Source organism: Mucilaginibacter sp. KACC 22063, assembly GCF_028736115.1.
In the GTDB taxonomy this organism is placed as follows: domain Bacteria; phylum Bacteroidota; class Bacteroidia; order Sphingobacteriales; family Sphingobacteriaceae; genus Mucilaginibacter.
This window is the reverse complement of sequence record NZ_CP117877.1, coordinates 4,177,580-4,202,889: the sequence shown is the minus strand read 5'-3', so window position 1 is coordinate 4,202,889 and position 25,310 is coordinate 4,177,580. Positions and strand designations below refer to the sequence as shown.

Here is a 25,310-nt window from a genome sequence, read left to right as displayed (position 1 = left end):
AACCATCGAAAATGAGAATATTGTATAATACGCTTTTTGTGATTTTGGTAACAGTTCTACTGAACCTTACTCAGTTCACCAAAAATTATTTTAAACTTACTATATTCTATCTTCGGTAAGGCCTTGAAGATCCAGGTTAGTTTATCACTTAAGCGCAATACCCTTCTATGATAATTCGTTTTATATTCTTGTTCCTCATCAATGACGTAACCCTTTTCAACCAAAACATCATATTGGGCTTCGATAGTGCGATAGCTTAACCCGAGGTGTTTGGCTATATCAGCAATGACCTTTGTGAACATGCAAGTTAGTTCTTCACCTATGTAAAATTGCCTTATACATATAAGCATTGCTTTTTGGTTGGCAGTAAGGTCATCTGCTTTAAATAGCTTGAAAGGAATGGTGTAGGACTGATCTAGGTCAGGGAACCAATAATGATTAGCAACTTTCACTTTCTCAGAACGTGATATTGTAATAAGCTTCGCAGCTTCTAAACGCTTAACTGCATTGACTACAGTCGGCTTTGAAAGCCCCGATTGTTTTGCTATGGTATCATAAGAAGGGTAGCAACCTTCTTCGTAAATCTTGTTGGGTTTAAACCATTTGATGTCTGCAAATTGGCTATTGAATGACTTTAAAGCCGTATAAACAAGTACATCTATATATTTAAGACCTTTATCTTTTAGCTTTAAAAGCGAGGGAATGGTAACGAATCGATCCGGCAATCTGTAGGATTTAGATTGATGTGGCTTTGACATAATTAAAATTAAAAAGTGATTAGAAATCTCTGTTATCTTGTAGGAGATACGATCTAAGAATCTGGAGTCTCTGAGCCATCCATTAATGTTTACAAAGATACTAAATTGGCAGGACATTTCCTAAGATTAACGCTAACTATAACCTATTTAAATTACTTATTACTAATCAGTTATAGTTAAAGTAAGACTCAGGAAAATTTTAAACTAAAAATTTAGTTTAAAATTTTATTATCGTATCTTTGTATCACCAAAGCAAAGCAGCTGATTAGATTATCTCATTTGACAAGTTCGACCTTCAACAAAGATCATTTTTATTAAAAAATGTAAATGTTATAGAAATTTATGAGCTACTTATATACAATGCCAGAGTGCACGATTTATGCTGAACAGATTAGATATAAAGCCTTAGATAATTACTTGAGAGATGAATTTAATGCATGGCATAAAATGTATAAAGATATTTATTTCAATTATGATACAGGAAGGAACGATCTAGTTCGAGAATTACCAAGATTCATTTGGAATGAATTTATACAAAATGAGTTTGATTTGATATATGACTTATTTATGAGTAAAGTGTCGGTTTATAACATCAAATGTTATATGGAGAAAACATTTAGATCTCAAAAAATAAGGAAGAATGACGTGTTAATAAATTACGCATCTAATCCAGATCAAGTGGATAATTATGCTGGATTTTGGATGTGGATAGACTGTGCTATCAGTCGCTTCAAAAGCACCGGCTTCGTAATTAATATACCCGCCAAGTCCCATATTCAAAGTATAGAAAAGTTTGGTGAAATCAAAAAGGCCAGCATCTTCCCCGAAGATTAGAAATCATACTTTAATTTCATGTTGTTTATTGAAGTTGGATTAAACAAACTTCAATTTTAAAGAAGCAAGCATGCTTGGGTTACTTTATTATACGTTGAGGCATTAATGTAAGATGAGGAAAGCTCAGTACTATATAACCAGACATTGGTTAGCAATAATTGTGTATGCATTGTACTTATGTTTATGGCTTGCTTCAGTTCCTTTACAAATGGCAAGTCATAAAAGGCTCTTAGCTGATACTCCACATCCCCATTGCGATTTCACATCAATTATATATATACCTATTATGCTTATTGTATTGGCTTACGCGTTTGTAATGTTCATCAATATGACATTTAAGAAAGATGATGGTGGGTTCTACTGCGCCATGTTCTTCTTGACACTTGCTCCGTTCCTGTTGCTTTATTTATAAGCTAACTTATCTCATATTAGCTTATAAAGAGTTACAGCTAGGATGTAATTGAAGGTGTTATTGCTATATTGTCCTCTAAACTTACCATTTAGTGTGAAAGTATATCGATTACTGCTTCTATTGCTACTACTTATACCTGGTAGAACAGCCTTTGCTCAGGACTTTTTGAAAGACTATAAACAGTATCTAAAGAGTTGTGTCAAATATCCAAGTGACACTGCTGCTAAGTTGACCGATGCCTCAATAGAAAGGCTTAAATTAACTTTCTCAAGGTTTGAGCAAGACTACAAAGAGATGTTTACAGCCTCGGCTGATACTGTCTACCTCGTTGATTACTATATGGTTGAAAGCGGTTGGACATCCGCTTTATTATGGACACGAAGTCACTCATGCTACTACCGCTACGAGTCTGGACTTAAGAACTGGAAGTTAGTGAAAGAGAAAGTATTCATTGAGACAGACGCTCATGAAAGACTTATTAAACTGCTTCCAGCCTTTAAAGATTGGGTAGAGGCAGCGGACACTTCTAGTTATAGCAAGTATGCAAGACGAAAGTTGGTACTGGACGGAAGCTTTATAAGCTTCACCAAGGCTGTCAAAACAAATGGCCATTGGCAATTCGTATCGTCTGACTCCTACGAGACGGACGTTGATAAGCTTTAAGAGGGAGTAATTAAGTACGCTTGCTTATAGGCGGCAGCTTGTAGAATAATACTGCGATGCCAAGTATAATACAAGTCAATATCATAAACTTCCATACTGTATCTAACTCTAATGTGTAGGCGTGTTTAACTATGCAGAACGTTAACATGCATTCTGCTTCAGCTATAATCAAACAGAATAACCTTAAGTATCTTCTACTTGCCTTAATTGATATGAGCCATGTGGATAGCCAAAACAATAGCCAGGCAGGTATAGAGAAAGTGATAGTCAATATTGATAGCAGAAATAATTCCGAAACAAAAAGAGGTAGCCTTTCAGCCCTGTTAGAAAACAGTTGATATCCTATAGCCCACATGATTGTTGAGGACAGAACTGTGGTCAGCCATACATTACTACAATACTTGAAGGCTGTATCTTTCATACTTGCTTATTATTGATAAATATGGTTTGTTCAGGCAGCCTTAACCCTCTGCTGAGAGTATTACCTTTTTCTATTTGAGATGGGTGAGCGAGTTACTTGAGTGTGATTTTCAAGCCTTGTAACGTTCTCGATTGATCCACTCCAACCGTTCATATGTCCTGTCGTTTTACTGAAGGTCCCTTCCATAAGTACATAATGGTGGTTGTACTCGGCCTTTTCAAGTAAATGTGTACTGTCTGGTTTGAATTCAATCCACAAGCCGTTTTTGTCAATCGACTGTCTATAATCATCCTCATGTAAGTAGATAGAATTGGCTTCAAACTCTAAGTTTAGATAACCAATTACACGTACCTGCTTGCCATTGTATCTATCAGGATTGGCAATCAAGGTAATCAGTGACACCTCATTAACAATACTGTGATGGGTGCTGTCACCGTGAAAAGGTTTAGTTAGGTCTGCTTGAATAGGCTTGCTTTTACAAGCAGCGAAGGTTAGTAGAAGTAAGCAAATTGTTATGCGATTAAGCACTTTCATTACAAGGTTCATTCTACCTACTAAGATACATACTTACATAATAGGTACAAGCTTTCCTGCCAACTTGCAAAACTTGCTTTGTATATGCTGTTACAAGAAATTCAGTTTGAGAGGAAACGAGTTACATCATTTACAATTCATACATTGCTTCAATCTAAACACTACCCCCTCCCCATTAAGTTATCTAAAGCGTTTTCCATTCTACAGATTTGATGATGTGATGAGCTCCCGCAAGTAGCCCCGATACTTATCCCCGCCCTTGTTGAAGAGTTTAAACGAATAATATATCAAGGATGCGTTGCCGCTGCTTGTCAGCCAATGAAAAAGCGAAGTGCTGGCCAAACTTTGAAAGTGCTTTACTACTCTTTAACACCAGTGCCTGAAGGTAAAGTCAACTTTCATTCTTCGCTTTTAAAAGCTACAGCTGCAACCCTCTTTGATATACTGCCCACCATCAATTAACCCTTACCTATTAACAACAAGAACGTAAAACTATGCGTAGTGAAATCGTTAGAGAAGTAAACAGTGAACAGCGACAGCCAGCTAAGCAGTCATATGCCAAACGCTGGAAGGTTGCTGAAGGAAGATCAGTCGCCCTGGACAGAGTAAACGGAGCAGTCTCCGGATTTTATCGGGACATGCTTAGTAAAGTTAAGCAACTACTTGCCCAGCAACCACAGATAGTATTCGAGCGTGATCTGCGCCATGATAACACTGATGATGCGTTTACGATGCATGCATTCATAAGTAATAGTATCTACCTCTGCCTCGAATGCGCTTACAACTATGAGTACAATATTGAGTATGCTTTCAACAACTGCCCATTTGAAGCGCAGGTAAGAGAATGGCTAAGTGTCTATCCTGTTGCTGACAGATCAAGGGAGATCGCTTTACAGCCTGATTTCAACACCTTCTTTAAGGCAGTACAGGCATACCAGCCTAAAGAGTTTACTTACCTTCTACAAGCTTAGCGGCTTATAAAAGAACAACAAGTTAAAGCTTGGTGCAGTGGCACCAGGCTTTTTTCATTTAACACCAATCCATAACTATGAATAAGAAGCCAACATTAACAACCAATAATGAGCAGCTTATAAAGAATCAAGCGATCATTAAGTCTTTCTATGCTATTTTAAAAGCTGCAAAGGAACTGCTGTCAAGCATCGAAGATGAACCTTTACGTTATACACTGACAAGGATAGATAAGCACAAACGAACAAGACAAGTAATATTACACGAAGTCGTATCACCATTAATATATCTGCGCATAGAGCTGCACGAAACAAATGATTACAGTATTCACTACGGCTATGAAACGCTGCCAGCGTTTGCACCTTACTTCAATATTACATCAGCTTTCATCCGCTTGGTTTATAAGCTAAGTATGAAAGACAGTACTGATATCAATATTGAAGATGCAGTCAGAGCCGATTGGGTCATTGACAATTGTAGTGAAGCATACGAATACATTGAGGAACGGAACAAGCACCACAGGTTTCAACTTATAAAGCATAAGCCTAAGCAGGTCAAAAGAAAGTTGATGCGGGTTGCTTAACTTTAGTTGATAACTCACTAACTTTACAGCAAACAAAGGAGGAATCACTACATAGTAACCATAACTACTACATATTAAAATATAAAGCGTTAAGCTTTGTTTGTTCAGCTACTACAGAAAACCTAGGAAATTTTCAACACAGCAAGAACAAGCGAGTTCGACGTCCACGCGCAAGCGTAGGGCGAAGACTTGTTTGTTGCTGTGTGGGTTCTCCTAGGTACCTCTGTAAGCTCAGACTAAGTTCAGTCCTGCGCTTTCGTGTTTATTAACCTACCGTGAGGACTGCCCGGTAAAGAAACTCAACCTCACACCATGAGAAAACTTATTCTCTTACTAGCCATCACTACATCCGTTACTCTTACAAGCTGCTCATCTATTCGCTGGCAGATGGGGCAAACATCAAGTGACTTTTTACAAGCCAATCACAAACGCAACTTTGAGCTGGTTAGGACTTCAACGGAATGGACAGTCTACAAATGGCAAAACAACTGGTCTTATACAGAACAGCCTTACTTCTTCTACTTCCATAATGATCAGCTTTACAAAGTTGATCGTGGAATGAGTCCATCTGATATTGTTATAGAACATCGTTATTAACCCTACAACCTTGAATATGCTTAACCGATACATCGCCACAATTGCCTTCTGCATACTTACCACCACAAGTTTCTCACAACACATTTCACCTACAGACCTGCTGCAATTACATAGGTACTGGCAGATGAATGACCCGCGTGCAGACAAATCAGTTTACGATTATCTAATGACAGTAGATAATGGTTGGCGATTAAGAGAAAGACCAATCTTGAACGAGAAAGGCTTTACTGCAATCTATGGCTATAGCCGTGACCATAAAGAATGGTACAAGCCCGAAGAATGCAACTTGACGGTAGCTTTGGATGTCGGCCCTCCTTATGTAAAAGCTATTCTTTACGGGTTTACAGATCCTGACACTTGGAATGAGTATAAGAAGCAGATGCAACTAATGGAAGCTACGAAACTTGGCACAAGGAGTGCTAATGGCGGACAACAGACAACATACACGATAAACGATATTGCTTTTACACTTACCGAATTTCCTCCGGGAATAAACGGGGCTGACAGATGTTATCAAGTAAGTATCATGCGCAGTAAATAGCACTGATAGCCTACCTTCAGGGATAGGCTATTTTGTTTTACATGCTAATTATCATATACTTGATAATATTATTTAAACCTTATGACAAGACCTACAATCACATTGATATTTTCCCTTATAATATTTCTATTCTTTGGAATATACTTATGTGTGCAAAATTGGTCAGGGTGGTATTTGAACTTTGACGAATTGAACAATTTTGGCACCCTTATAGGAGGAATTTTTTCATTTATAAGTGTCATACTTATTTACTTTACCCTTCAACAACAATTTCAAAGTTTCAAAATTAATCAATTTGAAAATCGCTTTTTTGAACTTATTCGGTATCACAGGGATAATGTGAGTGCCTTAAAAATGAGAGCCCCTGACACCGCTAGAGAACAGTATTTTGAAGGGCACAAAGTAGCGAGAGAAATTCATAAGCAGGTCCTAGAAATGTTCGACAAAACAAAAGAACTTCTAAAAAACTATAAATTGGACGACCTTTACAAAGACACAGAAACAAAGTTGAGAGATATTGAAAATTTAGCTGTAACTGGAGATAAAAACCTTCTGGACTTAAATTATGCTAATATATCTTATCTGTGTGTTTTTTTTGGCGGCTCAGAGGATGGACTACTTGCCCTACGAGATAAATTAAGTAGTAAATACAATACGGAAAACCTTAATTCACTATTTCTTTATATAGCTAGCAAGAGGGCAAAGTGGAGTAAAAATCATCCCTTTGTTAAATATTACGGTGGTCATCAATATCGATTAGGACATCTTTTTCGCCATTTGTACCAAGCAGTTACTTATATTGATGAATTGGAAGGCTTAAATTATAAGGAGAAATATAGTTATACAAAACTGCTTAGGGCGCAACTATCGACTTACGAGCAATCTTTGCTTTTTTTTAATAGTTTATCAGATTTAGGACGTGTTTGGGAATTGAAAGTGGAATTATCGGAAAAGGAGAAACTGTTACCGGCCAAAAAACAATCGGAAAGAAGAAAGCAAAAAATGCTTATGACGAAATATAATTTTATAAGAAATATTGTAAATGAATTTACGATTGGGATCAGTGTTAGACAATTCTATCCTTATCTAGTATTTGAGGGCGATAGGAACACAGAGGAAAGGAATAAACTTGAAGAAATTTATGACAAAAAGTTCTGAAACATTTTCTAAATTATAGGATAAAATAATAGCTATTGTTATTCGAATAGAAATATATTGAATAAGCGCGTGGTTCATAAAATCGCTCTCGTCATTATTATCTTTAACTGAATACCTGTTTTTATCACCGTCTTGTTTATAAGCCTTCACTTGCCTTACCTCATTTGGTTGCTTAGATGCGGAAAGACAAGCTCTGCTTATTCTTGCCATCCAGCATAGGCCTTTGCCCTCCAGGAAGATAGGAGTTCGTTACTCGTAATCGACTCATCAATAGCGCCAGGCTTCGTTCAATTGAGTAAGCCACGGCACACTCAATGCTCACCGCTTACCATCGCTCATAGTGAACATTTTCCTTTTATAAGCTATGTAATACACCTATTCTTAAAGAAATGTCCACCATTGGCCTCCCAATAAGCTGCCTGTCACAATTGCTGAAGGTCGAAAAGTCGCTACTCACATTCGCTTTCTCTATCTTCTAAATACATCCGCTGCGCTTATTCATTTAGAAGCTAATCGCTCATCTATATTTTGCTCACCTGCGTCTCGTCGAAGACTTTAAAATTGTAATAGCATTTGAAACAGCCACCCGCAGTCCATCCAATCAAACGCAATCCCAATTTCTTGTGTGAAGCATTCTTTGTAGTCGTACCTTAAAGATACTCTTTCTACAAAGATCTTCTCCTCTGTTCGCAGCGGTTCGCATAAAAAATATTTTGCTAACTTCACACCTCAATCCTAAACAAAATCACTTAAAAATGAAGAGAGCAATTATAGTTAAAGGCCGTTCTAAGGTCGGGAAGAGCAGTATCATATATCAATGTTATGATTGGATTATTAAACACTATACTGTGACCCATCTTATAACGCCCAGTACCTGGATGGATGGTACTGTCCAAGAGATAAAGGCTATTATACAAGTTGGCAGGTTAGTAATTGGAATATGCAGTGCAGGAGATGAGCAATCTACTGTTGATAAGCATCTGGATGATTGTATGATGCATAGCTGTGATATAATAATCGGTGCATGCAGAACACGCGGAGGAACATTCAATACTGTTAGATCAAGACTATCGTATCCAAATTATATAACTGAATGGTGCATACCTGAATGGATTGCTCCAGCTGGTAAGATGTCGACAAGGATTCGAATCGGTGCCGATGAACTGAAAGCAAGGCTTACTGCACTTCCTAAACTATAATTAATGACATAAAGCCTATAACTTATAGGCTAACTCATTTGGTTGTTAGCATTATTTAGTATATCATGAAATCTACTAAAATGGTTGTCATCTGTTTTGGCGCCGAGTTAATGAGATTTAATAAAGATGTTTTTCGTTAAATGCTATTTCCTTTTGTTAATTTGTTAATTATTTAGTAAATATATAGTATAATGTCCTTGAACGTTCAGCATTTAGAAAATGAAATTATAGATCAGTATCTATATGACGAAAATCCTGATAGGCCTTGGATAATCGGTTTTAGTGGTGGTAAAGACAGCACTATGCTACTTCAGATAGTTTGGAATGCCTTAAGGAAAATTGAGCCTTCGCTTCTGTCAAGGCAAATCTACGTTGTTTGTAATGACACGTTAGTAGAAAATCCAAGAATTGTTAGATTTATAAATCATACTTTAAAAAAAATACAGCAAGCGGCAAATGAGCAGCAAATACCTTTGATTGTAGCCCAGACTGTTCCTAAGCTGGAAGATACGTTCTGGGTAAAACTAATAGGCTTAGGATATCCAGCACCTAACAAAGTACATCGTTGGTGTACTGATAGATTAAAAATTGATCCTACAACTCGGTTTATTTTGGATAAAGTTGATGAGAATGGAGAAGCAATTATCTTATTAGGAACTCGTAGTGCTGAAAGTACTAATAGAGCTGCTCAAATTAAAAGAAACGAAGTAAAAAATCAACGTTTACGCAAACATATACTTCGTAATGCTTATGTATTTGCACCAATCAAAGATGTAACAACAAAAGAAGTTTGGCAGTATTTGAATCAAGTCTCTCCCCCTTGGGGAGGAACTCACAAGGAGCTTGTAACTCTTTATAGAAATGCAAACGCGGGTGATTGCCCTCTTGTAATTGATGATACAACACCGAGTTGTGGTAATAGCCGCTTTGGATGCTGGGTATGCACTGTAGTCAACAAGGATAAAAGCATGGAGGGCTTAATTGAAAATGGAGAAGAATGGATGGAACCACTTTCGGAGATTAGAAACTTTTTAGTCGAAGCAAGAGAAAATCCGGAAAGATACAGAGAAAAGCGCCGAAGGAACGGCTCTATTAGTGATGATAAGTGGGGACCTTATAGTTTTGAAACACGAATTGAAATACTTGCTCGTATTCTTGAAGCTCAAAAGGAAATACAAGCAATTGAAAATATTGAATTGATAACTCATCAGGAAATGGTATTAATTCAGTATTATTGGTATCGTGATAACCATTTTCATACGAAGGTATCAGATATTTACAATAACGTTTACAAGCGAAACCTAAACATGAGTCGCCATCATAAGAACACGAAGAAAGAAACTGATTTATTGTATTCAAGTTGCCAAGAAGAACCTAAAGACGTTGGGTTAATTCAAGATTTACTTGCTTTACAAAAAACAAAAACGTTGATGATAAAGAAACGTGGATTACAAGCTGACATAGAAAGCAGAATTGATTTATTTGTTGAAGAAAATCAACAAAAAGGCGAAGTGTATAAATGACAATCAAGGAAATTGAGCTTTACAATTTCAGGATCTATAAGGATTCCAATGTAATAGACCTGTCTCGAACGGACAATAAGAACATTTTTATTATAAGTGGACGTAATGGGTTTGGTAAAACAACCTTTTTAATGTCAATGGTTTGGTGCCTGTATGGTAGAAACATGCAGGAAGTTGATGACCTATATAAAAAGGAAATTGCTGATCAAGGAGGTTATAGCAAGTATATAGTCAACTCCTTAAACCGACTAGCAAAAGCAGAAGAAAATTATAATTTTCATGTTGCTATCACCTTTACAGATCTAAATATTCCAGAAGTCCCTTGTAAAGAGGTTACTGTTAAGCGGACATATAACTTAAAAACCAGCTCTAATGAAGATGTAGAAATTCTAATAGATGGGCGTCCTAATGAACTATCGAGAGAAGTTGGTCCTGAAATATTCATTCGGGAATTTATTATGCCTATTGAAATTGCCAAATTTTTCTTTTTTGACGCTGAAAAAATTGTAAGCCTTGCTGAGGTTAATACAGCAGAACAAAGAAGGAGTTTAAGCCAGGCATACTCAGAAGTTTTAGGTATTAAAAAGTATGAAGATTTAAAAAAGGAGCTCGAAAGCCTGCAAATTAAATTGCGCCAAGACTCGGCTAGCGTTGCTGAAAAAAATCAATTGCAACAGCTTTACACAGATGTAGCTAAGTGTGAAAACGAGATTTCTGAACATGAAGCTACTATTCTAGAATTGCGAGAGAAGAAAAGTGAAAAAAGTAAAGAATCTCGCGACATACAAGAAAAACTTATAAAGGCAGGTAGTTCGATAACTGTCGAAGAGCTTCAAGCATTGCGTGTTCAGGAAGAAGAGCTAATTCAAAAGCAAAGCGAAATACAAAATCAATTAAAAGAATCTTTTGAGATTATTCCCTTTGCTATTGCGGGTGGCTTATTTGTTGAGCTAAGCAATCAGCTAAACAACGAGGCAAAGTTTAAAGCCGCTCAGTATAAAGAAGACAATGCTAAAGAGGTATCAAATAAAATATTAACGGAGCTTCTTAAAATTGAAAAGCCAAGCAACTTAGCAATTGATTTTAAAGTAGACCGGTTTTATATGGATGCTTTTGATAAGCTTATTCGAAAATATTTAGTTAGTGAGACGCTAGATTTACCAGCTGATTTTAAAGTTATTCATGAGTTTTCAGAATCGGAAAAGAACGAGCTTCAGACAACCTTAAGCAATATTCAGTTATCGTTTAGAGAATCTTTTAAGCGGATTAACGCAGATTATAATGAAATCCGAAATCAGCTAGGTGCTATTCGTCGTAAAATTAGGGATGCTGAAGCAAACCAAGAAGACGCGATGATCATCGAATTTCGCAAGCAGAAGGAAGAGTTGGACAAAGAGATCATACGGATTGATGATACTATCGACTCATTGAATCGAGAAATAGGTCAATACGCTAATGATAAAACCCAAAAGGGAAAACAGATTGAAGTTCTATCTCGTAAGCTTGCGGTATCAGAGAAAAACAAAGATAAATATACCGTTACTAGCCGTGTAATCAACGAGTTAAGAAGTGTTATAAGTAACTTTAAGGCACAAAAGAAGCATTCATTAGAGAGTCAAATTTTAAAAGGTTTGGATACCCTAATGCACAAGAAAGGGTTTATCCAAAATGTTGACGTTGATATTATAGGTGAAGATATTGATATCATACTAAGAAATATCAGAGGTGAAGAAATTAGAAAAGAGTCTTTATCAAAAGGCGAACAGCAAATGTATGCTACTGCTTTGCTAAGAGGTTTAGTAGAAGAAAGTAATATTCAGTTTCCGGTCTTCATTGATTCACCGATGCAGAAGTTTGATGAACACCATGCAGAAAACATTGTAAAATATTTTTACCCTCATATTTCTGACCAAGTTGTTATATTCCCTCTTGTAAACAAAGAGTTAACAGCGCGTGAGTATGATATGCTATTGCCTAATATTAGCAAAACTTACTTGATTAATAATGTACATGAAGATAAGAGTGAGTTTGTAGCAACAGACACCGAAACCTTTTTGCAAACCTACAATACGATGTATAATAATGCTGATTAATATCAGAACCTCGGAAGCCAACAAAAACGTTGTCCGAGAATTAACACAAAAACTAAATTTAGGAACCGAAAACTACATATCACGTATTGCCTTTGCCTACTCTTTATCCAAAAGGATAAAGCTCAGTTTGGAAACAGACTTACAAGATAGTAAGGGTAAAGAATATAAGGATGATATTTTGTTTGGCAAATACCGACATTATTACATGGCTTTAGTTTGCCAACATTATGGTTTATATAAAACCGATAAGGATGTTGGCAAGTACATAAAAATGCATATTGACCATGGACTAGCTTTGATGAATAAGCTGTTCATAGACAATAAGAATTTGACCGGACTTGACTTTATGTTGGAGTATATCGAAGCTGGCATAGATAAGATGGAAGAAGGTGACGTTTCCAATGATGCAATTATTTTTGATGAACAAACGCGTACTAGTAGAATTGCAAGCAAAGGTTATTTCTCTGGTTTAATTCAATTGTTAGTGGGTAAAACCTTTGATAACGAACCAATTTACTTTAACTTAAATGATACAAATATTCACAACAATGCTCACATTGCTGTAGCTGGTAATTCGGGGACAGGTAAAACCTTCTTCGCAAATAATTTAATAAAGCAAGTAGTAGAAAACTCTAAAGGTGAGGTAAACTATATATTTCTAGATTTTAAAGGCATCTCCGAGGATGACGAGAAAAAAAACTCGGCATTTTTTGAGGGTACTAAAACTACCTTAATCAAAGCGCCATTCAAGCCTTTCCCAATCAACCCACTATCTTTTATAGATAATGTAAATGATAAGAAAAAAATAATGGGCATCAACAAGTTTGTTGATATTATAGCTAGTTATAGCGGTATTGGTAAGAACCAACAGCAAACTTTGAAAGACGCTACACGTGATGCTTTTGGAAGTATGAAAAACGGTCTGTATCCTTCCTTCAAAGACATTTACCAACGTGTAATTAACATGGAGGGCGACAAAGCCAGTACCTTAAAAGAAGTGTTACAAAGTTTAGGGGAACTAGATTTGTTTGAAACATCGGCAGATTTGAAAAATGAGTTTTTGAACCGAAATTACTATTTAAGTTTATCTGGTGACTTACCTAATAACGTTCGCTTTACTTCAGTATTTCTAATCATCAATTACATATATAATACCTTTATGAACATGGACAACGCTCCTATTGAGGGCAATTGTCAAGCCATGAGGTATGTGTTGATTATTGATGAGGCACATACCATATTTAAAGAAAAGAAGTCTCAGGAATTGTTAGAAAAGATTCTTCGTGAAATACGATCTAAGGGTGTATCAGTGATGCTCTTGTCACAAGGTATAGAAGAGTTTAACCAACCATCTTTTGATTTTAGCAGTATGTGCGAAACTGCTTTCCTATTTGATATAAAGGATAAAACGAATATCAAATTGATGCAGAAGTTTTTGGGAATTGGAGATAAGGATGTCCAACGACTAAAAAACACTATGGAGAAAATTCAAAAATATCAATTAACGTCTAATCTAAAAGAGTATAAAACCTGCGAATTATTTAAATCTTAAAGCTGGTATAAAGATTCCAGTATTTTTTAGATTTATTAATTGCATATCACTTTTTATTATATATTAGCAGAAATAAACCTATTGCAATTTTATTATGCCTGTCTTAACCAGGAAGGAATTGTCGGAGCTTAACCCCGAAAAGATTTATAATATTCAAACATTTGTATTGCACCATGAACTATGGGCTAATATTGACCCCGCATTAAATGCTATCCTAAACGCACCAGTTAAGCTTGCTTTTGATAGTACAATTCGAACGCGACTTGGGGCTTTGAGAAATAGTAGGGGTATATATATGTTCTTTGTGGAGCCGGAATTCCCTTTTATACCTTCTTGTAACTACTTTATGTACGTTGGTCGTGTTATTAGTGGTAACACATTTTTTAAACGTTTTTACGATTATGTTAGCAGTATCGGAAATAAAAAAAAGAGAAGGAACCTACAATTATTAACAAACCTTTGGCCAGGTAAGACGTGGGTTTATTTTTTCGAATTAAATCTTTCTGACACGAGAATAGCTGCAATCGAAGCAAACTTATTCGATAATATCGTCCCACCGCTGAATAATCAGTTTCGTGCAAAAAGGGCTTTGAATTCACGTAGCATTTACAATTAGTATGGCAACTAGACAAATACATTTACCATGCCTTCGAGGTAATTTTGGAGCATGGAATTATTTTTCAACTATTATGAAAGTAAAAGATATTGTTGAAAATAAACGGATTATAACCGTGCCAGAATCGGAAGTATTATATACAAACAATATAAATCAAATACTCCAGCGAGAGATTGATGCCAGTCGGATTGGAAAAATTAAAGAATACCTAATAAATAGTAAAGAGCGTTTTTTTAGCTCTATTATCGTTGCTATACATAAAGGCGATCCGCAATGGGCAGATTTCGATTTGGAAAGACAATTTCGAGTTGATAATGACATTGTTGATGAAGAAGATGTCGATTTTATTGAGAACAAATTAGGTGTATTAACTTTGTCAGGTAGTGAAGAGATATTTGTTCTAGATGGTCAACATAGATTATTGGGTATTAGGAAGGCGTTTGAGGAACAAAGTAAAATTGGTGATGATGAAATATCTATAGTATTCATTGTGCATAAAGAAGAACTTATTGAAAGAACTAGAAGGTTATTCACTGTTCTAAACAGATATGCGGTTACCATAAAACCAGCTGAGAAAGTTATTTTAGAAGAGGATGATGCGGCCGCTATTTTAACACGGAGATTAGTGCAGTCTTACCCCAAATTTTTATTGGATAAAGCAGTTTCCCCTAGTAAAATTTTTAGTTTAGGTTCCACAGATACCAAGCATTTTACCACATTAGTTTGTTTATATGAAATTAGCAAGGTCTTAATAAATTACAACGAGCTTTACAAAAGCAAGGTAATCATCCGCCCAACTAACGCAAGTTTAAATAAGTATTACAAGCTAATCACAAATTTTTGGGATCTTTTCTTTTCAAAGTTTCCAGAGGTCGTAAAATTTGTGGAAGGGCAAGAAGTGTCAGCTACTTTTTTGAGAAACAAACAAACAGGAGGAAGTTTATTGCTAAGACCAGAAGGGCAACTACTAATTGCCTCTGCTTATAAAGAATTTAGCTCCGCTAACGACAATGATATCTTTAAAAACAATATTGCTAGAATTAATTACGACTTAAGTAGTTTCAATTGGAAATATGTTTTTTGGACAGGCGAAAAAATGGATCATAAGAACAAGAAATTAAAACGTTCCATTTTGCGCATGCTTTTAGGAAAAGAGTCCGAAAAAAGCTATGTCACACATGAAATGAAGAAAATTTATAAAGAACACAACCTAACTTATAACGAAGAAATCAAAAGCGTAGTTATCACATCATAGCTACGAGTTTCAAAATAATTTCTTTTATAGATTTAATGGTAATATCTAATTCATCTTTAGTGTTATCTTTTCCCAAGCTAAATCTGATGGAATTAAATGACTCCGCTTGCGTTAGTCCCATACTGGTTAACACATGGCTTGGCTCAATTGATGTTGACGTACATGCACTACCATTACTTACAGCCATAAGTGGTAAGTCGCTTTCAGGATCACTTAAGCCCATGATAAGAGCTTCACTGTCTATCCCCTTAAAACATATGTTACTTACATTATAAAGTCTTTTGTTGCAATTTCCATTCACGAAAGTATTATCTATTTTAAGAAGTTCAGCCTCTAAACAATCTCTTAATTTTTGAATCTTGCCTGCATTAAATTTCATTTCTTTAATTGCAATTTCACAAGCCTTGCCAAAGGCTACAATTCCAGGTACGTTTAACGTGCCGCTTCTTAAACCTCGTTCATGTCCACCCCCATGTATTAAAGCAGGTAGCTTAACTCTATTAGGGCGCCTTTGCCTTACGAATAGAGCACCTATACCTTTTGGGGCATAAAACTTATGCCCACTTAAGCAAAGCAGATCAATGCCATCTAAGTTTACATTAACGGGCATTTTGCCAACTGCTTGTGTAGCATCGGTCATAAACAGTGCTCCTGCATCGTGAGTCAACCGAGCTATTTCTTTTATAGGTTGAATAACACCAGTTTCATTATTTACATACATCACTGATACCAAAATCGTATCTGGCCGTAATGCTGCTTTCAAGGCGTCTAGGTTAATTAAGCCATCCGGTTGTACCGGTAAGTAAGTAACTTCGAAACCCTTTGTTTCTAGGTATCGACAAGTGTCTAATACAGCATAATGTTCTGTAGTAACTGTAACAATGTGTTTGCCTCTATCTGAATAATTTTCCGCAATACCTTTGATAGCTAAGTTTATCGCTTCTGTAGAACCACTTGTAAAAACTATTTCATTAGTCTCTGCACCGATCAAGTCAGCAACTTGCTTCCTAGCAGTTTTAACAGCTTCATAAGCATCCACTCCAAATTGGTGAGTGCTATTAGCATTTGCAAAATTATTGGTTAAATAAGGCATCATTGCCTCTAATACTCTAGGATCAACAGGAGTAGTAGCGTTATTGTCTAAATAAACTACTGGTTTCATTTATCAAAGATAAGAGCATTAGCGTATAGAGCAATTAGATTTAAGAATTCAATCTTTTTGTATGCATGATTAAATCTTTAAAATTAAAGTAGTAGATGAATTACATTCAGATTAATCAAGTAATTATTAACTATGGTTGAACTGAGTATATTTGATGTTATAAAAGAACTATGCGTTCGCTAGTAGTGAATGTAACTTCTGAAAGGGCATGATAAATAAGCAAGAAATAAAAATTTACGAGTCTGAGTCTAATATTATAGACGGGCTCCCCAAAGAACCAGGAAGTAAGCATTACAAATTTAACTACGGCGACAAGGAGTATATAATTGGTGTCGTTTTTAAAGTTCCGAATCAAGGGATAGGATTTGCATTTCATATTCATCCTGATTTTCAAGGAAATGGGATTGGGAAACAGGCTTTCGTTATGGCTTATAATGCCTTCAGTAAAGATTTCGATATAAATTCATTGAAGGTAAGTGGGAAAGAAAAATGGAATATTGGGATTATGAGAACGGCCGCTCAATAAATTTAAATGAGTACTTTAAAAATCTAGATCAAGGGCTCAGATCTGAAGAAGCTGCTGCTAAGACACCAACTGGAAAATATGCAAATTATCTAGATTATAATCAAATCAGGATTATTGAAGAATTTGAAGATCGAGTCATAGTAAGGTTTTATAAAAATCAAAGTGATACGGAATCAAATACTTTAAAAAAAAGAACAATGACAAAAAAAGAATCTGATTTAAACGATTTTTTTGAATCGCAAGGCCTTTAAATTTAAACATCTTTTCGACACATTAAATCAGTAGCTACATAAGGTGTTTTACATAAAGAGTCGATAGTTAAATAGCTTTCAATGATATATAAAGTTTATATATTGTCACTTAAAAATTATTTAGCAAACACTTCTATATAATTAGATCTAAAGCATAGCTCAGCAATTCAGAGCGGCGTGAATAAAAGGTTTTATTGTCAATTCTCACTCGTTAGATCATAAGCTGAGATGGAGCTGATAATAAATAACATTAATCATTGAAGCAAAGTTAGGGTTTCGGCTGCTGAAGCACATGAAAGACTACGGCATAAACACTTTCTCTAGCACTACCCTTCATTTATTCCGTTTCCTTTCTTGCTTGATTGCCTCAAACCTAAGTGTTGCTCCATAATTAATTTATGGTTTAACTTAATCACTAAAATATGAGAAGTCCACCGAATACGTGTATTGCTTTACAAGCTAAAGCATCTTAACTTAGCATTACAGTTCATTAATTTTTAACAAGGTTAGTGTTTGCACATAGTTGGCACACATTGCAATAGAAGGCTTAAAATCATTTGAGGGAAGCTGTAAAGGCAAGAAAGGCTTCAATCTGTTAATCAGAGGGTCGCTGGTTCGAGTCCAGCTTCAGGAGCGAAAAGCCTCACAGAAATGTGAGGCTTTTTTTGTTTAATATATTAAAGCTAATTTTAGCTATAAAAATTTTAGATTTTCTCTCACTTTATCTGTGGGAAGTTCACAATATGAAGCTTTCAACTTAGTTATCTGAAATTCAAGTTGATTAATCAAAGCATCCTTTTCTAAAATTATATTGGTTAGTATTTTTATCAAGTCGTTAGACGTAGATAGATCAATCAATAAGGTTTCGTTATGAGAGGTCTGATGTTGGGTTCCTTGAACAATATTATTGTTGCTCTCTAAAAAATATTCAGGCTTAACTTTAAATAATTTAGACAATTGGTAAATACGATCTTCGTCTAATTTGGTTTTTCCATTTTCCAAGAGGCTATACGCATTTTGACTAATGTTGAGTTTATCTGCAACTAACTGTTGAGACAGTCCGTTTTTAGTACGCAGATTTTTTAATTTTTGATGGCTATGCATTTGATAAGGGGTATTATTTTATTCTTTAACGAATCAAATAATTAAAAGTTGCATTAAACGAAAAATGATTAATAATATCAGTTTTTTGGTTTGTGAAAAACTAAAATCTTTTTGAATTTGGGATATTCAATTTGGCCAAATATGGATGTGGGATAATCTGAAACCCATGCATTTGCAAAATAAGTAAGAAAAAAATAATTAGCATGAAAAATAGCCTGAACTTAAATCAATTGGGACTGGAAAATCTGTCTCAATACGATCTTGTCGCAATTAATGGAGGCGATACCAATGGTTTGATGACCGATGGCACTCACGACAAGGCCTGGAACCAAATGGTAAATGGGATATCAACTACAGCAGGATTTGTTGTCGGTTTTTTTAAAGGACTTTTATCATAAAATTTAAATCATGAACACATTAAACTTGGAAGAAATGAATCTTACATCACTTACTGCAAGTGAATATGTAAGTATTGAAGGTGGTGATTACAATTCTGGTTACTCTGCTGGTCAGGCGGCTGGACAATTAGTAAGGAAAGTAGTCGATGGCGTGGGAGCTTTAAAATTTATTTGGGATCTTTTATAAAATTCTCTATAGTTAAAAAGGTCTTATATTATGTTAACGGCTTATTTGGGTTTTAAGGTACTCAAATAAGCCTTTTTAAAATGAGCACGTACTTAAAACAAATAGCTTCTTTTACAACTAATCCTGACAGGACTTACATCGGACAAACTTTTTCTGTTAAGGAAAAATGCTATGATGTAATAAAATCTGTTGTATTGTATTTGATGCTATCATTGATAGCATGTATCCCCATATTTAGTGTATTGAAATTAATTGATTTTCTATTTAAAATAGATATGGCTCAGGTTAGAGATAATTTTGTTAAAAAATCTATCAATAAATCTGACTTTATTTGGGTAGCTGCACTACTTGCCCCGATTATAGAAGAAGTTGTATTTAGATTGTGGCTTTCATTTAAAAAAAGAGACATTGTAATAAGCTTAACATTAATTTCTCTTTTAATCGCCGTTAAACTAAACGGACATCATATTTATCAACTTCAAGTTGATGAAATTATTAAACTTTTAGGCATAGCAACTCTTTCAGGAATTATTATTTTATTTCTGAGTAGGCGTATACCTACGGTGGAGATCACTAATTTAGCTTTCAAATCAATTTATTGGATCTCCTGTGCTTTATTTGGGTTATTACATATCACAAACTTTGGAACCTTTAATTGGAAAATTGCCTGGGCTTACCCATTTTTTGTGATACCGCAATTACTTTTAGGATGCATATTGGGTTTCATACGCATAAAAGATGGTTTGATCTGGGCTATTATGGTTCACTGCCTAGTAAACTTCATTCTAGTGAAATTATAGCCTAAATATCTTTTAATCTTCAATTTATAAAAAATATGATCCATCCTGTTTCTGCATTAGATAATACAGCAATATCATATTTGCCTAAATTCCGAAAAACATACTTTCTGATATATTGGCTAGCATTATTAATAACGACAATTTCTTTAATATCTCTTCCTTTTATTTATACCACCATATCGATTACGGCTCAAGGTATTACAAGACCCTTAAACGAAAGAACCGAGATTAAATCTGTAGTTGGTGGTATTATAGATGTGATAAAATTTTCTGAAGGTCAACAAGTAAAAAAAGGTGATACCCTTTTAACAATTAAAGATCAGGGTACAAAAAGCAAGAAAATTTATAACAACTATGAAATTAATTTGCATAAAACCTACATTAAGGATCTTTTGCTTTTAACTTCCAAGCCACTCGAAGAATCTCTTATAAAAAACATTTCATCACCTCTTTATAAAGAACAGCTTAGGAAGTTTTTGCGTCAAAAAGCAGAACAAGATATATCCCTCAAGAAAGCAGCTAGTGAGTATGGTAACAATACTACCCTTTTTAATGAAAAGGTTATAACAAAAAAGGAATACTTTGATTCACAAGTAGTTTATGATAAATTAATGGCTACCAAAGAAGCCTTTACGATAGAGCAAAAAGAGCAATGGCAGCAAGACCTATCTAAATTTAAGTTGGAATTATCTCAACTTAAAGAAGACCGGAATCAAGTTGATATCAATGCTTCATATTATCAAATAAGAATTCCAGTATCTGGTACATTACAAGGAATAAATAACCGTTATCCGGGTGGATTAGTGCAGCCTAATGAAACACTATGCACAATTTCGCCTAATGGTACAATCATAGCCGAATGTTATATCAATACGAAAGATATTGGTTTGATAAGATTAAATCAAAAAGTTGAATTTCAAATTGATGCTTTTGATTATAAATACTTTGGATTATTGGATGGTAAAGTTATTGCCATAGACAATGATTTTTCTACATTAAATAACAGTACATTTTTTAAAGTCCGGTGTCAATTTAATAAAAATGGTATTTCTTTAAAAAATGGATTTACTGGGAAATTACAAAAGGGCTTATCCTTTCAAGCCAGATTTATTATAGGCAGAAGATCTCTTTGGCAGCTCTTATGGGACAGCTTAGATGATTGGCTCAATCCATCAGCACCAAAAATAAAAGCAGTTTAAAAATGAACCTCTTATTAGCTGCGTAAAATGCGAAAAGGAACTAGAGTAAAGCAGAGAGACATTAGTGATTGTGGGGCAGCTTGCCTTGCATCGGTTGCTGCATATTATCAACTTCAATTACCTATTAGCAGGATAAGGCAATTTGCAGGCACTGATCAAAAAGGGACTAATGTTCTTGGGATGATAGAAGCCGCGGAGAGATTAGGATTTCAAGCCAAAGGAGCAAAAGGTGTTAGAGATAGTTTGGAAAAAATTCCTCTTCCTGCAATTGCTCATTTAAACTTGAAAAGCGGATTGAATCATTATGTAGTTATCTATAAAGTAGATACAAAAAACATTGTTTACATGGATCCTGGCGATGCTCAAATTTACAAAAAAAGTATCCATGACTTTTGTTTAGAATGGACGGGAGTAATTATCCTACTTTTACCCAGTGAATCTTTCAAAGCAGGGGCTGAAAGCAATTCTAATATGAGCAGATTCATCACATTGCTAAAACCTCATCGATCTTTGATTTTGCAAGCCTTTATTGGGGCATTATTATATACAGTTCTTGGACTTAGTACAGCTATCTATGTTCAAAAAATTGTTGACTTCGCCTTAGTAGAAAACAATGTCAGATTGCTTAATCTGTTAAGCATAGGGATGATTGTAATTATAGTTTTTCAATTTATAATAAACTATGTGAAATCCATTATTGGATTAAGAACTGGGCAGATAATTGATTCGCAATTAATACTTGGATATTATAAACATTTGTTGAAACTGCCTCAGCGCTTCTATGATACAATGCGTGTTGGAGAAATAATTAGCCGTGTGAATGATGCTGTAAAAATAAGATTTTTTATAAATGATGTTGCGTTAGGCATGGTTGTCAATGTGCTAATTGTTGGGTTTTCGGTTTCTATAATGTTTTTTTACTATTGGAAACTTGCGCTAATAATGCTTTCCATCGTTCCTGTATATGTAGCGTTATATTTGATTAGTAATTATATAAACAAAAAGTTGCAGCGTAAATTAATGGAAAATAGCGCTGACTTAGAGACTCAATTAGTTGAGAGCATAAATGCTACAGCAACCATAAAGCATTTTGGACTTGAAGAACATGCCGTTTTAAAAACAGAAAGTAGATTTATTGATTTACTTCGTTCAATATACGATAGTAATGTTAAAGGATTAAGGATATCTAACTTCTCTGACTTTTCCACTAAATTTATGACAATCATAATATTATGGATTGGCGGATATTTTGTCATTCAGCGTGAATTATCACCAGGTGAACTATTATCATTTTATGCTTTAATTGGCTATTTTACAGGACCAGCCATTTCATTGATTGGAGCTAATAAAAGCATTCAGGATGCGCTCATTGCAACTGACAGACTATTTGAGATCATTGATCTTGAAACAGAATCGTCCACTGATTTATTAACGGTAATGACACCAAAACTAATTGGAGACATTCAGTTTATTGATGTGTTATTTAAATATGGCACTAGGACTTTGGTATTTAATGGCCTGAATTTAAAAATAATAAAGAATCAAACAACAGCAATTATAGGAGAAAGTGGTAGCGGAAAGTCGACATTATTGTCTTTAATGCAAAATATTCATCCGGTTTCTGGTGGAAAGATAATGATAGGAGGTATAGACATAAGATTTGTTAACAATAACAGCTTAAGAAAGGTTATTAGCGTAGTACCTCAAAAAATTGATTTATTTGCTGGAACAATTATCGAAAACATTGCAATTGGAGAATATGAGCCGGATTTGCAAAGAATCCTGATGTTATCAAAATATCTAGGAATTGATGAATTTATCGAAAAGATGCCAAACGGTTTTAATTCTTTTGTTACCGAACAAGGAACCAATTTTTCGGGTGGTCAAAAGCAAAGAATTGCAATCGCCAGAGCTTTGTACAGAAATCCAGAGATACTTATTTTGGACGAAGCAACATCCTCACTTGATCCTGTTAGTGAACAAAAGGTTCAAGCAACTTTGACTTGGTTTAAACAGCTAGGTAAGACTATTATTATTATAGCACATAGATTAAGTACTATTAAAAACTGCGATGAAATTCTTGTTTTAAGCGATGGAAAACTTGTTGAACAAGGCACTCACGAAAGTTTACTAAAACTAGAAGGAGCTTATACCAAGCTATGGAGGTATCATTCTGTATAATTAAGTATTAGATTAGACACAATCTTATTTATGAGAAATAATCTCCGTATACCTTTCATAAGGTAGCTAGTCGTCTTACTTAATTACAAATTGTTTTTCAGCGTGTATTGATTAGCTTTATCATCTGTAATCTGCCCGAAACATGAAATTCTTATATATTCTTATCTTACTACTGCTGATGCAGTTAAGTTACGCCCAACTTAAAGTGATGAAGCTTGCTAAAACCGGTATCCCGGCATCAATTCGATATACTGGTAAACTGATTAACGCGGTTAAGTTCACAGACAATGATGGCGAGCATATGGTGATCACTACTGAAACCGGGGAAACGCCAAGTAAATCCGGTGAGGGGGATGATTACAGGGATGCTGCATTGTATGCTTATCATTATCTTGTTAAAGGCGGTACTCCAACGCTTACCTGGCAGGTGCATGATTTTGTTAATGATTGCCCGGTTGATATTGCAGCCAACTATGTGCCCAACACCTTTGCCGTTACTGATGTGAATAAGGATGGAAAAGCAGAGGTATGGCTGATGTACAAAAAAGTTTGCCACGGTGATGTAAGCCCGAGCGAAATGAAGATCATTATGTATGAGGGCGGAAAGAAATATGCCGTACGGGGCTTAAACAGGGTAAAGATCTCGGCTACAGCATATGAGGGCGGCACTTATACTGTTGATGAAGCTTTAAAAAAGGGGCCGCAAGAGTTTAGGACATATGCGACTCAGCTATGGAAGAAGCATATACTGGAGACATGGCAGTAAGTATATAAAGCATCTCAAATATTCAATTGCTGGTTATCATAATTGCTGATACAAATTTATATGAGCCTATTGAAAGCTAAAATTAATGCTACAAGGTATTGGCTAATGGTAATGCCTTTAACTATAATTTTCGGGTTGTTTTCGTCCTGCTCATCTGTAATGGAAAACTCAAAGGTAAATGCCCTGCGCGATGATTACTGCGCCCCGGCGGTACAGTATCAGCAAGAGGATACGCTTGCGGGAAATGAAAACAACACTGTAAACCCCATAGTTGCCGGTAAACTAAATACGCATGATTACAACCTGGCAAGCCGGATTGGTTTAACGCCATTAATTGCTGATTATTTAAATAGTGCCTCTCCAACTGACAAGTTAGCCGCTAAGCAAAAATTAACGGATAAAATTATTCTTTTCAATACCCAGGTTGAGGCCGTAGTTGCTGAACTGGATTGTAATGGGGAGCGGTTTGACCAATTGGCCAGGTTTATACATGATAAAATGGCCGTACCACTACCCGTTTAACAGTAGCCTCAATTGTTACGGCAGCAGCTATTACCATCTCTACTGCGCTAATAAAAAATAACAGTCTAAATAAGGGAATTAATATCAGTGGAGGCGTAGTAGGTGCCGGTTTGGGTTTTGTATTGCTAAATCCAAAAGGGAAGAAGGTGAAATTACAAACAAGCAGAAGTCTTTTGGATAATGTTTGGTTTGAAAACAATGCGGATATGGCGTTTCCACCGGCATTGTGGAGTGTGATGACAGACAAGGCCTTTAGTAATGAGGGCAGGTTTTCGCTGGTTCAGACTTTGAAAAAGAGATGGATGCTTTTTGTGTTTGACGAAAAGATCAATACCGAAGACGAACAAAGGTTTTTTAAAACCGGCGGTTATTTTTCTGAGGAAGATATACAACACCTGGCCGACATGCATAACCAGCTTCAGGCAAGTGTAAGGTCGATTCAGCAGGACATGCGCAGCCTGATTGAAGCAATTAATAAGCTTTGATTTAGAAAGGGTATTAGTTGT

Annotated in this window: 28 protein-coding genes; 24 read left to right on the top strand and 4 right to left on the bottom strand. The window is 35.4% G+C overall.

Annotation, left to right across the window (positions count from 1 at the left end):
* Positions 1–56: 56 nt before the first annotated feature.
* Positions 57–758 carry a helix-turn-helix domain-containing protein gene (locus PQ461_RS18375; RefSeq protein WP_274206995.1) on the bottom strand — a complete coding sequence of 234 codons (702 nt, stop codon included), beginning with the start codon at positions 756–758 and terminating at the stop codon, positions 57–59.
* Positions 759–1,100: 342 nt separating this feature from the next.
* Here PQ461_RS18375 and PQ461_RS18370 point away from each other — a divergent pair, with 342 nt between their 5' ends.
* Both PQ461_RS18370 and PQ461_RS18365 read left to right on the top strand, forming a co-directional pair.
* Positions 1,101–1,592 carry a hypothetical protein gene (locus tag PQ461_RS18370; protein WP_274206994.1) on the top strand — a complete coding sequence of 164 codons (492 nt, stop codon included), beginning with the start codon at positions 1,101–1,103 and terminating at the stop codon, positions 1,590–1,592.
* A 505-nt stretch (positions 1,593–2,097) separates the two neighbouring features.
* Positions 2,098–2,667 (top strand): hypothetical protein, encoded by a 570-nt coding sequence (locus PQ461_RS18365; RefSeq protein ID WP_274206993.1) that lies wholly within the window; start codon positions 2,098–2,100, stop codon positions 2,665–2,667.
* A gap of 481 nt (positions 2,668–3,148) precedes the next feature.
* Here the strand turns inward: PQ461_RS18365 and PQ461_RS18360 are convergent, their stop codons facing one another.
* Positions 3,149–3,622, bottom strand: a complete 474-nt coding sequence (locus PQ461_RS18360; RefSeq protein ID WP_274206992.1) for a hypothetical protein — start codon at positions 3,620–3,622, stop codon at positions 3,149–3,151.
* Between the two features lie 318 nt (positions 3,623–3,940).
* On the opposite strand from PQ461_RS18360, the gene PQ461_RS18355 reads away from it, so the two are divergent.
* From PQ461_RS18355 to PQ461_RS18300, 12 genes are all read left to right on the top strand, one after another.
* Complete coding sequence (locus tag PQ461_RS18355) at positions 3,941–4,084, top strand: hypothetical protein (protein ID WP_274206991.1); 144 nt, start codon at positions 3,941–3,943, stop codon at positions 4,082–4,084.
* A gap of 32 nt (positions 4,085–4,116) precedes the next feature.
* Positions 4,117–4,593, top strand: coding sequence for a hypothetical protein (locus tag PQ461_RS18350; RefSeq protein ID WP_274206990.1), 477 nt, complete (start codon positions 4,117–4,119; stop codon positions 4,591–4,593).
* A gap of 77 nt (positions 4,594–4,670) precedes the next feature.
* Positions 4,671–5,174: a hypothetical protein gene (locus tag PQ461_RS18345; protein ID WP_274206989.1), complete on the top strand. Its 504-nt coding sequence runs from the start codon at positions 4,671–4,673 to the stop codon at positions 5,172–5,174.
* A gap of 387 nt (positions 5,175–5,561) precedes the next feature.
* Positions 5,562–5,771 (top strand): hypothetical protein, encoded by a 210-nt coding sequence (locus PQ461_RS18340; RefSeq protein ID WP_274206988.1) that lies wholly within the window; start codon positions 5,562–5,564, stop codon positions 5,769–5,771.
* A 16-nt stretch (positions 5,772–5,787) separates the two neighbouring features.
* Positions 5,788–6,312, top strand: a complete 525-nt coding sequence (locus PQ461_RS18335; RefSeq protein WP_274206987.1) for a hypothetical protein — start codon at positions 5,788–5,790, stop codon at positions 6,310–6,312.
* Between the two features lie 81 nt (positions 6,313–6,393).
* Positions 6,394–7,470: a putative phage abortive infection protein gene (locus PQ461_RS18330; protein WP_274206986.1), complete on the top strand. Its 1,077-nt coding sequence runs from the start codon at positions 6,394–6,396 to the stop codon at positions 7,468–7,470.
* Between the two features lie 755 nt (positions 7,471–8,225).
* Positions 8,226–8,669, top strand: a complete 444-nt coding sequence (locus tag PQ461_RS18325; RefSeq protein WP_274206985.1) for a hypothetical protein — start codon at positions 8,226–8,228, stop codon at positions 8,667–8,669.
* A gap of 191 nt (positions 8,670–8,860) precedes the next feature.
* Positions 8,861–10,192 (top strand): DNA phosphorothioation system sulfurtransferase DndC, encoded by a 1,332-nt coding sequence (gene dndC / locus PQ461_RS18320; protein WP_274206984.1) that lies wholly within the window; start codon positions 8,861–8,863, stop codon positions 10,190–10,192.
* A complete protein-coding gene (gene dndD / locus PQ461_RS18315; RefSeq protein WP_274206983.1) occupies positions 10,189–12,285 on the top strand; it encodes a DNA sulfur modification protein DndD in 2,097 nt (698 codons plus the stop codon). The genes dndC and dndD overlap by 4 nt, the downstream gene beginning before the upstream one ends.
* Positions 12,275–13,837: a DndE family protein gene (locus PQ461_RS18310; protein ID WP_274206982.1), complete on the top strand. Its 1,563-nt coding sequence runs from the start codon at positions 12,275–12,277 to the stop codon at positions 13,835–13,837. Before dndD ends, PQ461_RS18310 begins: the two co-directional genes overlap by 11 nt.
* Before the next feature lie 94 nt (positions 13,838–13,931).
* The gene (locus PQ461_RS18305; protein ID WP_274206981.1) at positions 13,932–14,453 is read left to right on the top strand and encodes a hypothetical protein; all 522 of its coding nucleotides are present in this window, start codon (positions 13,932–13,934) and stop codon (positions 14,451–14,453) included.
* Position 14,454: 1 nt separating this feature from the next.
* A complete protein-coding gene (locus PQ461_RS18300; protein ID WP_274206980.1) occupies positions 14,455–15,708 on the top strand; it encodes a DNA sulfur modification protein DndB in 1,254 nt (417 codons plus the stop codon).
* Here PQ461_RS18300 and PQ461_RS18295 read toward each other — a convergent pair.
* Positions 15,698–16,870, bottom strand: coding sequence for a cysteine desulfurase family protein (locus PQ461_RS18295; RefSeq protein WP_274206979.1), 1,173 nt, complete (start codon positions 16,868–16,870; stop codon positions 15,698–15,700). The two genes, PQ461_RS18300 and PQ461_RS18295, sit on opposite strands and share 11 nt — an antisense overlap.
* A 208-nt stretch (positions 16,871–17,078) precedes the next feature.
* On the opposite strand from PQ461_RS18295, the gene PQ461_RS18290 reads away from it, so the two are divergent.
* Together PQ461_RS18290 and PQ461_RS18285 are read left to right on the top strand one after the other, a co-directional pair.
* The gene (locus PQ461_RS18290) at positions 17,079–17,396 is read left to right on the top strand and encodes a hypothetical protein (protein WP_274206978.1); all 318 of its coding nucleotides are present in this window, start codon (positions 17,079–17,081) and stop codon (positions 17,394–17,396) included.
* Positions 17,360–17,647, top strand: coding sequence for a hypothetical protein (locus tag PQ461_RS18285; protein WP_274206977.1), 288 nt, complete (start codon positions 17,360–17,362; stop codon positions 17,645–17,647). The genes PQ461_RS18290 and PQ461_RS18285 overlap by 37 nt, the downstream gene beginning before the upstream one ends.
* A 693-nt stretch (positions 17,648–18,340) precedes the next feature.
* On the opposite strand, the gene PQ461_RS18280 is transcribed toward PQ461_RS18285, so the two are convergent.
* On the bottom strand, positions 18,341–18,751 hold the full coding sequence (locus tag PQ461_RS18280) for a helix-turn-helix domain-containing protein (RefSeq protein WP_274206976.1): 411 nt from the start codon (positions 18,749–18,751) through the stop codon (positions 18,341–18,343).
* 203 nt (positions 18,752–18,954) lie between these two features.
* On the opposite strand from PQ461_RS18280, the gene PQ461_RS18275 reads away from it, so the two are divergent.
* The 8 genes from PQ461_RS18275 to PQ461_RS18240 all read left to right on the top strand — a co-directional run bounded on the left by PQ461_RS18275 (position 18,955) and on the right by PQ461_RS18240 (position 25,289).
* The gene (locus PQ461_RS18275; RefSeq protein WP_274206975.1) at positions 18,955–19,149 is read left to right on the top strand and encodes a hypothetical protein; all 195 of its coding nucleotides are present in this window, start codon (positions 18,955–18,957) and stop codon (positions 19,147–19,149) included.
* A 10-nt stretch (positions 19,150–19,159) separates the two neighbouring features.
* Positions 19,160–19,336 (top strand): hypothetical protein, encoded by a 177-nt coding sequence (locus PQ461_RS18270; protein WP_274206974.1) that lies wholly within the window; start codon positions 19,160–19,162, stop codon positions 19,334–19,336.
* A gap of 80 nt (positions 19,337–19,416) precedes the next feature.
* Positions 19,417–20,136: a CPBP family intramembrane glutamic endopeptidase gene (locus PQ461_RS18265; RefSeq protein WP_274206973.1), complete on the top strand. Its 720-nt coding sequence runs from the start codon at positions 19,417–19,419 to the stop codon at positions 20,134–20,136.
* Positions 20,137–20,171: 35 nt separating this feature from the next.
* Positions 20,172–21,335: an HlyD family secretion protein gene (locus tag PQ461_RS18260; RefSeq protein WP_274206972.1), complete on the top strand. Its 1,164-nt coding sequence runs from the start codon at positions 20,172–20,174 to the stop codon at positions 21,333–21,335.
* Positions 21,336–21,362: 27 nt separating this feature from the next.
* The gene (locus tag PQ461_RS18255; protein ID WP_274206971.1) at positions 21,363–23,516 is read left to right on the top strand and encodes a peptidase domain-containing ABC transporter; all 2,154 of its coding nucleotides are present in this window, start codon (positions 21,363–21,365) and stop codon (positions 23,514–23,516) included.
* A 142-nt stretch (positions 23,517–23,658) separates the two neighbouring features.
* The gene (locus PQ461_RS18250) at positions 23,659–24,282 is read left to right on the top strand and encodes a M949_RS01915 family surface polysaccharide biosynthesis protein (protein WP_274206970.1); all 624 of its coding nucleotides are present in this window, start codon (positions 23,659–23,661) and stop codon (positions 24,280–24,282) included.
* Between the two features lie 60 nt (positions 24,283–24,342).
* A complete protein-coding gene (locus PQ461_RS18245; protein WP_274206969.1) occupies positions 24,343–24,804 on the top strand; it encodes a hypothetical protein in 462 nt (153 codons plus the stop codon).
* Positions 24,805–24,950: 146 nt separating this feature from the next.
* Entirely contained in the window at positions 24,951–25,289 is a 339-nt protein-coding gene (locus tag PQ461_RS18240; RefSeq protein ID WP_274206968.1) for a hypothetical protein, read from the top strand.
* Positions 25,290–25,310 lie beyond the last annotated feature (21 nt).

Bases quoted from the DNA above. Each gene is read 5' to 3' on its own strand.
- PQ461_RS18265 (WP_274206973.1), top strand. From the start codon at position 19,417: ATGAGCACGTACTTAAAACAAATAGCTTCTTTTACAACTAATCCTGAC.
- PQ461_RS18305 (WP_274206981.1), top strand. From the start codon at position 13,932: ATGCCTGTCTTAACCAGGAAGGAATTGTCGGAGCTTAACCCCGAAAAG.
- PQ461_RS18325 (WP_274206985.1), top strand. From the start codon at position 8,226: ATGAAGAGAGCAATTATAGTTAAAGGCCGTTCTAAGGTCGGGAAGAGC.
- PQ461_RS18250 (WP_274206970.1), top strand. From the start codon at position 23,659: ATGAAATTCTTATATATTCTTATCTTACTACTGCTGATGCAGTTAAGT.
- PQ461_RS18360 (WP_274206992.1), bottom strand. From the start codon at position 3,622: ATGAAAGTGCTTAATCGCATAACAATTTGCTTACTTCTACTAACCTTC.
- PQ461_RS18260 (WP_274206972.1), top strand. From the start codon at position 20,172: ATGATCCATCCTGTTTCTGCATTAGATAATACAGCAATATCATATTTG.
- PQ461_RS18350 (WP_274206990.1), top strand. From the start codon at position 4,117: ATGCGTAGTGAAATCGTTAGAGAAGTAAACAGTGAACAGCGACAGCCA.
- PQ461_RS18270 (WP_274206974.1), top strand. From the start codon at position 19,160: ATGAACACATTAAACTTGGAAGAAATGAATCTTACATCACTTACTGCA.
- PQ461_RS18290 (WP_274206978.1), top strand. From the start codon at position 17,079: ATGATAAATAAGCAAGAAATAAAAATTTACGAGTCTGAGTCTAATATT.
- PQ461_RS18355 (WP_274206991.1), top strand. From the start codon at position 3,941: ATGAAAAAGCGAAGTGCTGGCCAAACTTTGAAAGTGCTTTACTACTCT.
- PQ461_RS18370 (WP_274206994.1), top strand. From the start codon at position 1,101: ATGAGCTACTTATATACAATGCCAGAGTGCACGATTTATGCTGAACAG.
- PQ461_RS18310 (WP_274206982.1), top strand. From the start codon at position 12,275: ATGCTGATTAATATCAGAACCTCGGAAGCCAACAAAAACGTTGTCCGA.
- PQ461_RS18245 (WP_274206969.1), top strand. From the start codon at position 24,343: ATGAGCCTATTGAAAGCTAAAATTAATGCTACAAGGTATTGGCTAATG.
- PQ461_RS18335 (WP_274206987.1), top strand. From the start codon at position 5,788: ATGCTTAACCGATACATCGCCACAATTGCCTTCTGCATACTTACCACC.
- PQ461_RS18330 (WP_274206986.1), top strand. From the start codon at position 6,394: ATGACAAGACCTACAATCACATTGATATTTTCCCTTATAATATTTCTA.
- PQ461_RS18375 (WP_274206995.1), bottom strand. From the start codon at position 758: ATGTCAAAGCCACATCAATCTAAATCCTACAGATTGCCGGATCGATTC.
- PQ461_RS18340 (WP_274206988.1), top strand. From the start codon at position 5,562: ATGGGGCAAACATCAAGTGACTTTTTACAAGCCAATCACAAACGCAAC.
- PQ461_RS18255 (WP_274206971.1), top strand. From the start codon at position 21,363: ATGCGAAAAGGAACTAGAGTAAAGCAGAGAGACATTAGTGATTGTGGG.
- dndC (WP_274206984.1), top strand. From the start codon at position 8,861: ATGTCCTTGAACGTTCAGCATTTAGAAAATGAAATTATAGATCAGTAT.
- PQ461_RS18300 (WP_274206980.1), top strand. From the start codon at position 14,455: ATGGCAACTAGACAAATACATTTACCATGCCTTCGAGGTAATTTTGGA.
- PQ461_RS18295 (WP_274206979.1), bottom strand. From the start codon at position 16,870: ATGAAACCAGTAGTTTATTTAGACAATAACGCTACTACTCCTGTTGAT.
- dndD (WP_274206983.1), top strand. From the start codon at position 10,189: ATGACAATCAAGGAAATTGAGCTTTACAATTTCAGGATCTATAAGGAT.
- PQ461_RS18345 (WP_274206989.1), top strand. From the start codon at position 4,671: ATGAATAAGAAGCCAACATTAACAACCAATAATGAGCAGCTTATAAAG.
- PQ461_RS18275 (WP_274206975.1), top strand. From the start codon at position 18,955: ATGAAAAATAGCCTGAACTTAAATCAATTGGGACTGGAAAATCTGTCT.
- PQ461_RS18285 (WP_274206977.1), top strand. From the start codon at position 17,360: ATGGAATATTGGGATTATGAGAACGGCCGCTCAATAAATTTAAATGAG.
- PQ461_RS18280 (WP_274206976.1), bottom strand. From the start codon at position 18,751: ATGCATAGCCATCAAAAATTAAAAAATCTGCGTACTAAAAACGGACTG.